The organism is Methanothrix harundinacea 6Ac, assembly GCF_000235565.1.
GTDB lineage: Archaea > Halobacteriota > Methanosarcinia > Methanotrichales > Methanotrichaceae > Methanocrinis > Methanocrinis harundinaceus.
Genome location: NC_017527.1, coordinates 884,387 through 898,528, shown reverse-complemented (window position 1 = coordinate 898,528; position 14,142 = coordinate 884,387). Strand labels below are relative to the sequence as shown.

Genomic DNA, 14,142 nt, shown 5'->3' with positions numbered 1-14,142 from the left:
TCATTGAGGTCGACTTCAGTCTTACCTCTCAGCAGGCTAGCCAGATCGTTGAGGGTCATAGTTCATGTCTCCAGGCAATTTATAATCAATTAATTTTAATATAATTATATTGTTAAAGTTATGGCGGCGTGATCCGACAAGTTTACAGGCGGATATACAGGACTCATAGTATTATAATGGACAGAAGGCACAGGAAGAGGGCCGCCATGGGGTATCTCAGAATACCAATAATCGTATATATTTCCACTTATTGTAGTTGCTCCACCCGCACTGTAATTATAAACGATTCCAGTTCGCCTTGTTCCGCGACTAACATCAGGCAGAGTATTAAAATCGCCACCTATGTATATATGCCCTCCTACGGGCATCATGGGGTTGCTGGCCATTAAGAATGCCATCAATGGGACATTCCCCATCACAAGAATCTTTTGATCTTCAAATGTGTACAAATTATGTAGAAATCCGACGGCTATTCTGTTAAGCGCAGCATTTTGGATTACTACATATACCAACCCACGATAGTCACGGGTGGATCCCCCAGGAACCTCATTTCGCCAAAGAGGCGTTGGCGGCAAAGCGGATGAGATATCATGAATTAATTTGATTCCATTATTTGAATTTATTAATATTCTGCCTATAGATACGATCGTATAGGCTGCATTAATACCGATCCCTATGAACTCCGGCCCATGAGCTAAGGCCGTCTCTCCGCATGCCACAGTGGCGTAAAAATTGGTTCCTAAGTTAACGCATAAAGGACCTAACGCTGCATTAGACGTAGCTCCATTCGTAATTTCTGTAAATCCTGCCACGGAGATCGGCCCCGTCCCTGGAGGAAGTGCTGCGGTTATTGCGGCGAATGCGCCGCTATATGCACCATTCCGGACAGGGCTACCCCCTCCGAAAACCCTCATATTCTGATGAAATATGCAGACCATTCTCGGTTCCCTCCCTCGTTTATACCTTCGCCATATTCTTTTTAGTTCTGTTGTACATCGCATACCACCCGAGGCCGCACCCCCGGGCCCCGGGGTCGGAGTTTCCGAAGAGGTAGAAGCTGGTGGCGCCGCCCGGCGGAAGCTTCGCTATCCCCAGGAGCTTGAGGGCGATCTCGGTGAGGGTGAGGAGGAAGGACTCCCTCTTCCCCTCCGGGTCCCGGACGTAGTAGAGCCTGACGTCCCCGATGGAGAGCTTGAGGACCCCCTGGAGGTCGAAGAGCTTCGCCCCGCCGCCGGTGCCGGGGAGCTTGATCCCGATGAAGACGTTGTAGCCCTCGGAGCCGCCGCCGCTCCAGGCGAGGAGGAGGCTGGAGGTGAGGCTCACCTTCCCCGCCAGCTCTCCGGGGGTCCCCATGTTCAGCCGGAAGGCGAGCCCCTGCCAGGGGCCGGAGAGGCCGGCCTGCCGGAGGGAGGTCTTCACCTGGAGGAAGCCACCGTCGGAGGGCTTGCTATCAGGACCCCCGATCACAAAGCCCTCGAAGGCGAGGCCGAACTCCAGGAATAGCGACTTGTCCCGGGGGGTGCTCTTCTCCAGGCTGAAGGCGATCTTGGTGGGGTCGAAGCGAAACTCCTTCTTCTGGCTCTCGGAGGCAGGATAAGTCATATCCAGCCCCAGCCCCGAGAAGCTGAGCCCTCGCCGGGACTCGCCCTCTCCCTCCTCGCTACCGCTACCGAAGGAGAATACATCGAAGCTGACGGGCCCCTCGCGCCAGCCCTCTTCACCAGCCTCATCCGTCTCCTCCCCCTTTCCCACCTTCAGAACGTGGAAGTCGAGGAAGCCCGTCAGCCCAAACCGCGAGGAGACGATGCCATTGTTATTTCCGAGGGTGCTGAAATCGGCCTTTGTGATCTCCACCTTCCGCAGGACGCTGCTATCGAGGTAGAAGGAGTTGTCACCGACGGAGTCGAGGACGTAGACCGTCTCGCCGCCGTGCTGCTGACAGGATCCGTTGAAGAGGATGGCGTTGTAGAGCTTATCCGGGTCCCCCGTGGAGGTGACGGGATGGCCGAAGATCCTGTTGATCGTCAGCTGGGCGAGGCTCTCGAAGTCCTTGATCGCCGAGGACTCGAAGAGGACCTTCATCGTCAGGACCCGGAAGTCGTAGTCCGCCCCCGGCGCCGGCGGCACGGGCCCCGACCCGTCGTAGCCTGGGTCGGAGTAGTAGATCAGCCCGAAGAGGGAGCTGGTCGTTATGTCGACCTTGCTCCCGTCGACCTTGCTCCCGTCGATCCCGAGGTGATGGACGTTGAAGCCTTCCGGATCGTCGATGGCGCCGATGAGCGCCTCCAGCTGAGGCGGAAACTTGTCGCGGTCGATGTCAACCTTCAGGGCGAGGACCCCGTTCCAGCTCCCATCATTTACTATTTCATTGAAATGCTTAAAGTAATCCCCCTTCTCGTCTGCCGCATCGGCGATGTACTCCTGGAGCCACTGGGAGACGGCCTCCGGGCCGCCAGATCTTGGGTCGCTGAACTCGTCGGCATCGGTCCATAGCTTTGGGTTCCTCACCCTCTCCGCCAGGGTCCCATCACAGAACTTGAAGATCAGGACGTTCCGGTAATCGTTGAAGCTGTTGCCCTTCCCGACGTTGATCTCGAAGGGCCAGCCCCCGATGGAGATCCTGTTCTTGAAGGCCGTATTGCCTGAAGCCGATCCGGCGGGATCCTTCGATTCAAGCTCCCACCCGGCGACGGGGTCGGTGACCACCAGGAAGAGCTGGTTGGTCGAGAAGGCGGCCTGCAGGGCGGGGTCGATCCCTTCGAACTCCAGAGCCTCCTCCCCATTCCTGGCGATGAGGAGAGAATCCCACCTCCCATCCGCCGAGACCTGGGATATGAATCCCTGGGGGGTGGCTGCAGGGGTGGTCTCGCCCACCGATAGAGATCTAGCGCCGCCTTTGACCCCGGAGAGGATCCCGCCCCTCCGGAAGGGGCTCATGATCTGGAGCTCGAAGTTGGGGATCTCGTCCTCTTTGAAGCCGTCCCCATCGGCGGCCACTAACCCGTACGGCACCATCGGGTAGGACAACTCCCTCCCGAGGCGGGCCGACGGCCTCTGGAGGTGGTCGAGGATCCCCGAGGGATCGGCAGCCTGACCTCCGGCATATAGGGGCGCCCCCTCCGGCTGGGAGAAGTAGAAGTTCTCCTCTCCCCCGGCGGGGCGGTTGACCCGCATCCAGGAGGTGGTGAAAGTCCCGTCCAGGAGGGGCTCCTCCCCGGCGGGGTCCGGATCGTCGAGGGATGCATCTTTTATGGGAAAGGCGGGGGCGAAGGCGGGACCATCCGGAACGAAGGTCAAGATGTCGTCGGCGTGAAAGCCGATCGTCTCAAGCCCCGATAAGCCGCAGAGGAGGCGGGGGAGAGGGCGGCCTTCCGCGGGGGCGAACTTCTCCGGATCCTCCAGGCCGACGGCAAAATCCCCGGAGGGCGCGAGATAGAAGGAGTCCTCCTGGGGTTTTCCTGGTATTTTTGGTCTGGTTTTATCGGCGGAGAAGACGAGCCCCGATCTCTCCGCCCTCGGCGTCAGGGTGACTCCGTGGCCGAGGGAGAGGCGAAACCCGCTGGGAAAGGTGGGGGGCGTTCCGGCGAAGGTGAACTTCGACCTCTGGCGGTCGAGGGGGTGGATCGGATCGAGGCTGACGTTGAAGGGGACCATCGTTCCTTTGGCGAGGGGGGCGAAGACCTCGTACGGCTGGGAACGGATATCTCCCGAATCATCTTTGCAGAAGTACTTGAGGCAGACCCGGGCGGCCCTGAATTCGTTCTTTTCTGCGTCGGCCCTCAGAGTGGCGTCGAAACTGATGGCGCCCGGAGCGGCTCCCGTAAGGGATATCCGGACCTTCTCCCCCACATCTCCGAAATTGTTGGAACCTATCTCATTGAAGAGCTTGACATTTACGCCGGCAGGCTTCGTCAACTGGAATTCTGCTTTCTTCTGATCGAGGGTTATTACTGCTCCTTGATCTAATCTAAATTGTATATTTCTTAGTTTGATCCAGTCTTGTCTCTTAATTCCGACTACCTGTCCCTTATCGCTGGATAGCTTTTTAATCGGTATATACTGCCCCATCAGACCTGCAGAGTTTGGATCAGAAAACCAGAATACATACCGATGATAGTCTGGATAAACCCCGTTGAGATTCTTTAAAAAATCCTTCAATTTGGCGAGGAAATCCCCAGTTTTCTCCGGCTCCCGGCCGCAGAATAAGTAAGATCCTCCATTCATCCTCTTCTTCTTATCACCCCAGAAATTCGTCCATGATGCCCCGAGGCCGACAATCGGGCCACCCTCCTGGGATAGAAGATATCCGATCCATACACCCCCTTCCGCGCCGTGACCATAGAGATGGGATCCATCGATACTGAACAATTTTTTGAAGAAATCTTGGTCGCTCATAAGAGATACACCATCCCCTTAAGGCCCGATGGCTCCACGGCCACGGCCCCGATCGCAGCGACCAGCCCCTTCCAGGGTTCGGGGACCGGCCCCAAAACGGCCCTGCCAGATTCTACACCAAGAGCTGGAGAGGACCCCGGTCCCGGCCCAAAGGCCCTCCGATGTTGGCACGAGATCGCGAGATCCTCCGGGAGAGGCTGAAAAGGATCGTCCATCTCAGATCTCCTCCGTATCAATCTCCATCCAGACATAATCGTCGTCGGTCTGCGACTCCATCCGCAAACGCCAGTTGCCGTCTGTGTCAACGGTCGCAGTACGATCGTTTGCCTCAGCTTCTCCATGAATTGACCCTCGCAGGACCCCCTGAAGCTTCACTCCGGTGGAGGCTCCCATCGAGGCGGTCATCCTCCCCGAAAACTCCGCGTCGGTGCCGCCCGATGGTTGGATATCGACCGACGCTCTGCTGTGCTCTTCGTCGCGGATGAATCCTGGGACGCCGACATGAAACTCCTTCGACTCGCTTTGAAGATTGATCACGCCCGCCGCGGCGATCAGATCCTGCCAGGAGGCGGAACCATCGACATCGGTTCTGACGGCGGATTCGGATCTCATGGATCCGTCGGAGACGTGGCTGTAGATCTCGGTGTAGTCGTTCCCGGGTAGCCAGTCGACCCCGGGATAGTGGCGAAATCCGCTCGTGGTGATCCCCACGTCGCTGCCCTGACCTTCCGACCTCTGATATGCCATCGCCTCCTCTGGATCGGCGCGCCCCATCCCGGAGAAGAGGATATCGCCTTCGAAGATCCAGCTTTGGATGGAGGCCGATGACCTGCCCGCGGGACTGTGGGAGGTGATATCCAGGCGGGTTTCATCCCCCGAGGAAGCCGCATCCATGGTCGCAAAGGCGCTATTTCCAGTACCGGTGGTCATGATGGTTTTGGTCCTGCCATCACGCCCCTCCACCGAGGTCTCAGCCCAGCACCCTTCCCGGTCGGTCGCCCCCACCGCCGCAAGGCCGTAGCTCCCCTCGAAGGCCGCCGACTGAGATGCCCCGAAGCCCTCGGCCTTCAGGCTCGCACCGCCGGCCATCCGGATCAGGGCGTCCTCGGCCGAGAATCGGCTCATCCCGGAGTATCCGCCGCTTCCGGCGTACCTCTGGAAGGCATCCGCCGACCCCGCCCCCTCCATCCAACGGGAGTCGATGATCTCGAGGCGGTCGAAGCTCGCTCTTGTACCTCCCCTCACCTCGACGCCGTCGCTGACCTGGTAGGAGTCGATGATGGCGACGGAGCTCCCGGGACCGCTGCTGGCTGAAAAATACATATCTATCGCCAGGGCGCTAGGGTAGAGCATGATATATATTAATAATATAATAAGACTTTGCCTCATCAATCATTCTCCCATATAGACTGAAGTTCCTTGGATTTTATCATTAATAAATGTTCCTGGTGAGGACGGAGGATCGAAGAAAGATAAGTCCATCCGTCGATGGCGCTGGAGAGGAGATGGCAAAGGGCTTGGGGATATTTATGGACTGCTACCATTTAGGATCTTCTCCCTCCGGCGGATCTCTCGGATGGGAAATAAAAATGAGAATAAATATATATCTTATAAATCAAGCTACAAATGTATATTTAATATTATAGATAATGATTAGAATCTATAACAACTGAATATATTTATCATTGTGTCTTTTCATATGGTACCCGCACGCCCTAACCGGAGCTTGAAGGCCCGCGCCCCCCCCCCCCTCGGCCCCGGATTCTATCTTCGCCTCTCTTTATCCCCCGGCCCCTCCAGAACCACCTCCACCTCGTCCCCGTCCGACAGGCCGAGGGCCTCCCGGAGGTTGACGGGCGCGACGAGCTCCAGAAGGGTCGCAGAGTAGCTCGTCCGCTCGGGCCGGACGATGGCGCCCCTTATCCCGCCGATCCTGACGGGGCGGCAGATGCAGGCGCCGAAGGACCTTCCCTCTTCAATGAAGCCCTCGATCCTGATCGAATCGGGGTCGGAGTCGTCGAGGACGAAGGGGCGATCGAGCTTCAGGTTCAGGGTCCCGGGGATCGGGTCGAGGCCGAGCCTCTCGGAGAACTGCCTCCGGTAACCCTCCCGAGAGATGTAGTACCGACCCACCCCCAGGCCGGAGGCGACCTTCCCCCGGAGCCTCATCCCCTGGCCCTCGTCATTGACCGAAGAAAACCCCTCCTAGTGCTTGAAACGAGGAGAGGATCGTCTAGGGATTTATATAACGGTTCTCGCCGCCGGGGGGACGCCGGGATCGTCGATCAGACGCCTCCGACGAGGCCCCAGAAGAATCCGTCCGAAAAAAGGGTTGGGCGGGTCACGCCCGTTGTCCCTCAGGCGTACTGCCCGAAGGCCACCTCTGAGATCTCCTTCGTCGTCTCGGAATGAGAGCCGGCGATCTTCGCCCGAGCCCGCTCGAAGTCCTGGTGGCAGACGATGTCCCTCTCTTCGCGGATCGCGAACATCCCCGCCTCCGTCGCCAGGGCCTTCAGGTCTGCGCCGCTCGCCCCCTCGGCCCCGTCGGCGATCCTCCTCAGGTCCACGTCCGGATGGAGGTTCATGCTGGCGGTATGGATCGACAAAATCGAGTACCTGCTCTCCCTACTGGGCAGCGGCACGTAGATCAGCCGGTCGAACCTCCCGGGCCGCAGGAGGGCGGGGTCGAGCATGTCGAGGCGGTTTGTGGCGGCGATCAGCTTCACCTCGCCCCGGGGGTCGAAGCCGTCCATCTCGGCGAGGAGCTGCATCAGAGTCCTCTGGACCTCCCGGTCGCCGCTCGTCGCCCCGTCCATCCTCCGGGAGCCGATGGCGTCCAGCTCGTCGACGAATATTATCGCCGGAGCCTTGTTCTGAGCGAGCTCGAAGAGCTCCCTCACCATCCTCGCCCCCTCGCCGATGTACTTCTGGACGAGCTCGCTGCCCACCACCCGGAGGAACGTCGCCTCGGTGCTGGAGGCGACGGCCTTCGCGAGGAGGGTCTTTCCCGTCCCGGGGGGGCCGTAGAGGAGGACCCCCTTCGGAGGCTCTATCCCCACCTTGACGAAAAGGTCGGGCCTCTTCATCGGAAGCTCCACGATCTCCCTGATCTCCGAGATCTGGTCACCAAGCCCCCCGATCTGAGAAAAGTCGACGGCCGGAGCATCTTCGATCTCCATTCCGAAGACGGCGGGGTCCCGGGAGGACGGCAGGACGAACATGACGGAGAAGGACTGCTGGTTCAGAGCCACCCTCGTCCCCGGCCGGAGCTCCCCCTCGATGAACTGGGATACGTTGACGACGAATCGCGGCCCTGTGCTGCTCTTGACCACCACCCGGTTGTCGTCGAGGACATCCTGGATGGTGCCGACGATGAGGGGGCCGGTCCGGAGCCGCTCCAGCTCGCTGCGGAGCTTTCTCACCTCGCGCTCGAACTTGAGCTTCTGGTTCTCCATGATCCGCTTTTCGCCCTCCACCCGATCCTTCTGCTCTCGAAGAGCGAGGTTCCGCTCTTCGAGCTGTCGCATCCTGTCCATCAGGTAGCGCGAAAAATCAGCTCCGACTCGCGATTCGTCCATGGGATCTCCAAAGCGTATTTAACGTTGACTGCTATTAAACTTTTCCGAGTTGAGAGAATATGCAGTGTGAGATATGCGGTGCAGAGGTCTCCGAAAAGCCAAAGAAGGTGGTCATCGACGGATCTGAACTGCAGGTCTGCAACAGCTGCGCCCGGTTTGGTGAGGTCGCAGACAAGTTCTCCCCCGTCCCGAGGAAGGTGATCCCCCAGGAGCGGGCCTTCAGAGCCCCCCCCAAGCCCAGGCCCCGTCGCGACGAGTTCAAGGAGATGCCGGAGATCGTCCCCGAATACGGCCAGATCGTGAAGGAGGCCCGGGAGGGGATGGGCCTCACCCCCGAGGAGCTGGGGCTGAAGATCAAGGAGAAGGCCTCCCTCATCAGGAAGATCGAGAGGCACGAGATAGTCCCCGAAGACTCGGTGAGGGTCAAGCTCGAGCGGGAGCTCGGCGTGAAGCTGACGGACAAATCGAGCGACGAGGGATGGAAGTCGGGGAAGGGGGGCCGCGGCCTCACCCTCGGCGACATCGCCTCCATCAAGAAGAGATGACGACGAGGGAGATATCCAGGGCGGCGGAGGTGCTGGCTAGGGGCGGGACCGTCGTCTACCCGACGGAGACGGTCTACGGGATAGGGGCCTCGGTCTTCATCCCCCGAGCCGTGGAGCGGGTCTTCGAGATCAAGGGGCGCCCCCGGGGGATGCCCCTCTCCGTCGCCGTCGCCAGCTTCGAGATGATGGGGGAGATAGCCCGGATCGACGATGGTGACCTCCCCCTCCTCCGGAGGGTCCTCCCCGGCCCCGTCACCTTCCTCGTCGAGAGGGGGCCGAAGCTCCCCGACCTCGTCACCGCCGGATCGGAGCTGGTGGGGATCAGGTTTCCGGACCACCCCGCAGCCCTGGAGCTGATCGCCCTCTCGGGGCCGATAACCTCCACCAGCGCTAACCTCTCGGGCCTACCGCCCCCCGCCAGCCTCGCGGAGCTGGACGGCGAGATCCGGAAGAATGTCGACCTCGTCCTGGACGGTGGGAGGTCGAGGTACGGCCTCCCCTCGACCCTCGTCGACCTCGCCGAGAGAAAGGTGATCCGGAAGGGGGCGGGGATGGAGAGGCTGGAGGGGCTCTTATGAAAAGGGCGAGGATCAGAGACTTCTTTGTTACCGTCGACGGCTGGATCTTCGCCGTCGTCGACTACCACCACCCTGAGGGCATCAGGTCGATCCTCCGGTACGTCCCGGACCCGAAGGGAGAGAGGGCCAGCGGGGGAGTTCGATATCGTAAGCTCGACTTCGAGGCTGCCTTCGAGTTTCTCCGGCGGGCGAGGCCTGATTACGTCCGGGACGTCCACGTCGTCCCCGAGGAGGACGTCCTCCGGACCTTCAGGCCGGAGGAGGAGCTTGCCCGGGCGGCGGAGAGGGACGACAGGATAGCCGAGATCGTCGCGGTCCTCGATAAGGGCGGCGTCCCCCGGGAGAAGATGGGGATCACGGGATCGATCCTGGTGGGGCTGGAGGGGCCCGGCTCCGACATAGACTTCCTCGTCTACGGCAGAGACTGGTGGAGGGCGAGGGCGGCGATATCGGAGGCGAAGCGGCTCGGCGGCAGGATAAAGGAGCTGGACGAGGCGACCTGGGAGAGGATATACCAGAAGCGGGTCCCCGAGACGGGCCTCGCCGAGTTCGTCCTCCACGAGAGGAGGAAGGGGAACCGGGGTCTCGTCGACGGGACCTACTTCGACCTCCTCTTCACCCGGGACTGGGACCAGATCGCCCCCCCCTTCCCGCCGGGGAAGAAGGTGGGCCGGCGGAGGATCGAGGGGACCGTCCTCGGTGCGGAGTTCGCCTTCGACAACCCCGCCGTCTTCGAGATCGACCACCCGGAGATCCCCGAGATCCTCTGCTACACCCACACCTACGCGGGCCAGGCCCTCCCGGGGGAGAGGATCGAGGCCTGCGGCGTCGTCGAAGAGACGGATGCCGGGAGGAGGCTGGTGGTGGGGACGACCAGGGAGGCGAGAGGAGAGTGGATCCGGTCTCTGACCCTGCTGGAGAGGGCCTCAAAAAGATGGTGGAAGGGCTGAAGAGGTCCTGGAGGCTCGAGGTGGAGGTGGCGGTCGAGATCACCGAGGAGCCCTTCGTCCTGGGAAGGACGGTCCACGAGAAGGACGGGTACCGGATATACCTCTCGGAGGCGGAGCCCTACCCCCTCCTCCACGAGTTCTACCACGTCCTCTTCGAGGAGAGGGTGATGAAGCGTCACATAGGCTCATCTTGCGCCTTCTGCTCGAAGATCGTCCTGGAGATGACGAACCTCCTCGTCGATCTGGGGATCGAGAGGCTAGTCCAGAGGACCGACCCGGAGATCTTCCCCTCCTACTTTCCGACGGCCCGGGAGAACCTCGATCGGATCGCGAGGTGCGGCGTCCTCTCCTTCGACCCCACCAGGACCGTCGCCTACAACCTCTACCTGGAGACGGCGATTAGAGAGCTCTACCCGGAGCTCCGGCCCGAGTACGACTTCTGGGAGAGGATCGACCTCTCCGACCGGCTGAGGGCAGGGGTCGAGGCCGCCCTGACGACGGCGGGGGAGTTCGTCCGGGAGAGGCCCTCCGCCTGGCGGGAGATCTCCGCCGCCGCCGTGGACCTCTCCTGGCCGATCTTCGGGGCGGACGTGATGATCCTCGAATCTAAAGAGGAGTTTCGGATCGTCTGCACCACCGACCACGACGAGGCGAGGGGGAAGGTCTCCGAGATGATCGATTGCCTGAAGGCGCTCTCCCAGAGCTGGCCCCCCCGAGACCGGACGGAGGGTTAGTTAAGGGTTGAGTTACAGATATGGGAGCATCTGACGCTCCCAGAAGCACGAGAGAGGTTCAACATGTTATTCGAGGTCAACCCCTTCGACATAGAGATAGGACAGTACAAGGTGATGCTCAACCTGGCCGACGCCAGAGATATGGGGATGAACGCCGGCGATCGGGTCCGGGTGAAGGCGAAAGGGGCGTCGATCACCGCGATCCTGGACGTCACCACCCAGATGGTGGAGCCGGGGAAGGTCGGGATCTTCACCGAGGCCCACCGGAGGATCGGGGAGGCGAGGGAGGTGGACGTCGCCCCGGCGCCGAAGCCCGCCTCCATCAGCTACATCAAGAGGATCATGGACCACGAGAGGCTCACCGAGGATCAGATCAGGACGATCGTCCAGGACATCGTCGACAACAACCTCAGCGACGTCGAGATCTCCGCCTACCTCACCACCCTCTACATAAGAAACTTCGACTCCCAGGAGACGGAGTGGCTGACTAGGGCGATGATCGATACCGGCGAGCGGATCCACTTCGACACCCATCCCGTCGTCGACAAGCACAGCATAGGGGGGGTCCCCGGAAACAAGGTCTCCCTCCTGGTGGTCCCGATCGTGGCGGCGGCGGGGCTTCTCATCCCCAAGACCAGCTCGAGGGCGATCACCGGGGCGGGGGGGACCTCGGACCTGATGGAGATCCTAGCCCCCGTGGAGTTCTCCGCCGATGAGATCAAGGAGATCGCCGAGAACGTCGGCGGCATCCTCGCCTGGGGCGGCGCGACTAATATAGCCCCCGCCGACGACAAGCTGATCAAGGCCGAGTACGCCCTCACCATCGACCCCTACAGCCAGATGCTGGCGTCGATCATGTCGAAGAAGGGGGCGGTCGGCGCCGACTCGGTGGTGATGGACATGCCAGTGGGACCAGGAACGAAGCTTCCGACGGTGGACGCGGGCCGGTCCATGGCCAAAGACCTCATCGACCTTGGTGACCGACTGGGGATCAGGGTCGAGTGCGCCATGACCTTCGGCGGCTCGCCGGTGGGGAGGACGGTCGGCCCGGCCCTGGAGGTGAAGGAGGCGCTCACGATGCTCGAGAGCGGCCAGGGCCCCAACAGCCTCCGGGAGAAGAGCCTATCTCTCGCCGGGATCCTCCTGGAGATCGGATGCTCCGCCGGGATGGGCTGTGTCGCCGCCCGGGGAGAGGGGAAGGCGATGGCCGAGAGGATCCTCACCAGCGGCAAGGCCCACCAGAAGATGATGGAGATCATCGAGGCCCAAGGGGGAGACCCCACCATCAAGAGCAGCGACATCGAGATCGGAGAGCACAGCCGGGATATCCTCGCCCCGACGACCGGCTACGTCATCTCCTTCAACAACAAGAGGATCGTCGAGATCGCGAGGAACGCGGGGGCTCCCGCCGATAAGCAGGCCGGGGTCCGGATCCACAAGAAGATGGGGGAGGTGGTGAAGAAGGGGGAGCCGCTCTTCACCATCCACTCGAGCAAGGACTGGGAGGTAGAGCGGGCCTCCAACGACGCCCTCCGGGATATGCCCATCGTCGTCGAGGGGATGCTCCTCGAGAGGTATCCGAGGTACTCCCAGATCTAGGCCTCGAGGAGGAACGTTTTATAAGGGCCGCGGGAAGACCGGAAAGCCATGTTGGTTTCCGTCATCTATCACGAGGATTTCGGGTCGAAGGGCCACAGCGTCCTGAAGTACCGGATCCGCCCCTCCTTTGAGGCCCTGAAGAGGTCGGGGCTTCTGGAGGGCTCCGACGTCCAGGTCTTCGAGGCGGAGCCCGCCCCCCTCTCCCTCGTCGAGGGGGCCCACACGCCAGAGCACATGGAGAGGATGAGGACCGAGCCCTCCGAGAGGATGTACTACGACGTCGCCCTCCTCTCAGCGGGGTCCGTCCTAAAGGCCGCGGAGATGGTGGCGAGGGGCGAGGCCCGCCACTCCTTCGCCTTCACCGGGACCGCAGGCCACCACGCAAGCCCCGGGAGCTGCTGGGGGTTCTGCTACTTCAACGATGTAGCCATATCGATCCTGAGGCTCCGAGAGATGGGTCTCGCGAGGTTTCTGATCGTCGACGTCGACCCCCACTTCGGGGACGGGACGAGGAACTTCTTCGGCGGCGACCCGAACGTCTATCACATAAACTTCAACCACCAGCAGAGCTCCAACTTCGACGGCGAGCTGAACAACTACGACATCGGCATCGGCTTCGATGCCGAGGACGAGCAGTTTTTGAGGGAGCTTGCCGGCAGCATGGAGATGGCGAAGGACTTCGACTTTGAGATCTGCTTCGTAGTATTCGGCCACGACTCCCACGCCGACGACTACGGCGGCTTCGAGCTGACAGTTGCCGCCTACCCCAAGATGGCCCGAATCATAAAGGAGGCTGTTGGGGAGAGGTCCATCGTCTTCGTCCTCAGCGGGGGCTCCGTCCCCGAGGTGGCCGCCAGGGCCATCCCCGAGGTTATCGCCGTCCTGGCGGAGAGGTGATCTGATGAGGATAGGCTCAGGCTGCTACAGCTGCATCCTCGACCGGGCCAAGTTCGAGGCCGACCTCCTCTTCTCCGACGATGCCGAGAAGATGGAGGCCATGGAGGAGCTCCTCGACTTCATCGTCTGTCATAAAAGAGAGGTCCCCTCGGTGGTGGGGACCGAGAGGGAGAGGATCATGAAGAGGAGGAGCAAAAACCCCGACCCCTATCGGGAGATGAAGGCCGAGAGCAACCGGGTGGCGACCGCCCTCCTCCCCCTGACGGAGAGGTTTTACGACCTGTCCGAGGAGAAGCTGGAGGCCCTGATCAGGATCGCCGCCGCCGCCAACTCCATGGAGTGGGGGGTGAAGGGGCACGACTTCGACGTCGACTCCTTCGAGGAGGTCTTCTTTGACACCCTCAAAGAGAACCTCGACGGCGACCTGGAGGAGGCCCGCCGACGGATAGACCGTTTCAGTAGGGTCCTCTACCTCACCGACAACGCCGGGGAGGTGGTCTTCGACCTCTTCGTCATCGGTAAGCTGGAAGAGATGGGAAAGGCCGTCGTCATCGGACCCAAGACCGAGCCCATATTAAACGACGTCACCTCTGATGAGCTTAGATCGATGACCACCCTCCCCCTGGAGCCTACGGGCCCCGTCATCGGCCTCTCCCTGGAGGAGGCGAGGCCCGAGCTCCTCGACCTCCTCATGGACGAGGGGGTCCTCGTCATCGCCAAGGGGATGGGAAACTTCGAGACGATGACCGAGTTCGACGATATGCTGGCGGGGAGGCTGATCTACGTCATGAGGGCCAAGTGCGATCCCGTCGCCGATGCCCTGGGAGTCCCCCGGGGGAGCCTGGTGGTGAGGTCGGTCTAGGCCC

General features: G+C 61.1%; 13 protein-coding genes. 8 read left to right on the top strand and 5 right to left on the bottom strand.

Features of this window, described 5'->3' with window-relative positions; genetic code table 11:
- Window positions 1-104: 104 nt before the first annotated feature.
- The 3 genes from MHAR_RS13260 to MHAR_RS04295 form a co-directional block, all read right to left on the bottom strand.
- Window positions 105-938: a hypothetical protein gene (locus tag MHAR_RS13260; RefSeq protein ID WP_014586392.1), complete on the bottom strand. Its 834-nt coding sequence runs from the start codon at window positions 936-938 to the stop codon at window positions 105-107.
- Window positions 939-957: 19 nt separating this feature from the next.
- Window positions 958-3,915 carry a hypothetical protein gene (locus tag MHAR_RS04305; protein ID WP_048144351.1) on the bottom strand — a complete coding sequence of 986 codons (2,958 nt, stop codon included), beginning with the start codon at window positions 3,913-3,915 and terminating at the stop codon, window positions 958-960.
- A 696-nt stretch (window positions 3,916-4,611) separates the two neighbouring features.
- Window positions 4,612-5,748 carry a hypothetical protein gene (locus MHAR_RS04295; RefSeq protein ID WP_048144349.1) on the bottom strand — a complete coding sequence of 379 codons (1,137 nt, stop codon included), beginning with the start codon at window positions 5,746-5,748 and terminating at the stop codon, window positions 4,612-4,614.
- An 86-nt stretch (window positions 5,749-5,834) separates the two neighbouring features.
- Here MHAR_RS04295 and MHAR_RS13255 point away from each other — a divergent pair, with 86 nt between their 5' ends.
- Window positions 5,835-6,041 (top strand): hypothetical protein, encoded by a 207-nt coding sequence (locus tag MHAR_RS13255; protein ID WP_143763280.1) that lies wholly within the window; start codon window positions 5,835-5,837, stop codon window positions 6,039-6,041.
- 118 nt (window positions 6,042-6,159) lie between these two features.
- Here the strand turns inward: MHAR_RS13255 and MHAR_RS04290 are convergent, their stop codons facing one another.
- Complete coding sequence (locus tag MHAR_RS04290; RefSeq protein ID WP_014586390.1) at window positions 6,160-6,564, bottom strand: DUF120 domain-containing protein; 405 nt, start codon at window positions 6,562-6,564, stop codon at window positions 6,160-6,162.
- 188 nt (window positions 6,565-6,752) lie between these two features.
- Window positions 6,753-7,973 carry a proteasome-activating nucleotidase gene (locus MHAR_RS04285; protein WP_014586389.1) on the bottom strand — a complete coding sequence of 407 codons (1,221 nt, stop codon included), beginning with the start codon at window positions 7,971-7,973 and terminating at the stop codon, window positions 6,753-6,755.
- A 59-nt stretch (window positions 7,974-8,032) separates the two neighbouring features.
- Here MHAR_RS04285 and MHAR_RS04280 point away from each other — a divergent pair, with 59 nt between their 5' ends.
- From MHAR_RS04280 to MHAR_RS04250, 7 genes are all read left to right on the top strand, one after another.
- Entirely contained in the window at window positions 8,033-8,518 is a 486-nt protein-coding gene (locus MHAR_RS04280) for a multiprotein bridging factor aMBF1 (RefSeq protein WP_014586388.1), read from the top strand.
- Entirely contained in the window at window positions 8,515-9,096 is a 582-nt protein-coding gene (locus MHAR_RS04275; protein ID WP_014586387.1) for an L-threonylcarbamoyladenylate synthase, read from the top strand. Before MHAR_RS04280 ends, MHAR_RS04275 begins: the two co-directional genes overlap by 4 nt.
- On the top strand, window positions 9,093-10,046 hold the full coding sequence (locus MHAR_RS04270; RefSeq protein ID WP_014586386.1) for a nucleotidyltransferase domain-containing protein: 954 nt from the start codon (window positions 9,093-9,095) through the stop codon (window positions 10,044-10,046). Before MHAR_RS04275 ends, MHAR_RS04270 begins: the two co-directional genes overlap by 4 nt.
- A complete protein-coding gene (locus tag MHAR_RS04265; protein ID WP_014586385.1) occupies window positions 10,031-10,780 on the top strand; it encodes a hypothetical protein in 750 nt (249 codons plus the stop codon). Before MHAR_RS04270 ends, MHAR_RS04265 begins: the two co-directional genes overlap by 16 nt.
- Before the next feature lie 63 nt (window positions 10,781-10,843).
- The gene (locus MHAR_RS04260; RefSeq protein ID WP_014586384.1) at window positions 10,844-12,379 is read left to right on the top strand and encodes an AMP phosphorylase; all 1,536 of its coding nucleotides are present in this window, start codon (window positions 10,844-10,846) and stop codon (window positions 12,377-12,379) included.
- Window positions 12,380-12,427: 48 nt separating this feature from the next.
- A complete protein-coding gene (locus tag MHAR_RS04255) occupies window positions 12,428-13,276 on the top strand; it encodes a histone deacetylase (RefSeq protein ID WP_014586383.1) in 849 nt (282 codons plus the stop codon).
- A 4-nt stretch (window positions 13,277-13,280) separates the two neighbouring features.
- Window positions 13,281-14,138: a damage-control phosphatase ARMT1 family protein gene (locus MHAR_RS04250; protein ID WP_014586382.1), complete on the top strand. Its 858-nt coding sequence runs from the start codon at window positions 13,281-13,283 to the stop codon at window positions 14,136-14,138.
- Window positions 14,139-14,142: the final 4 nt, after the last annotated feature.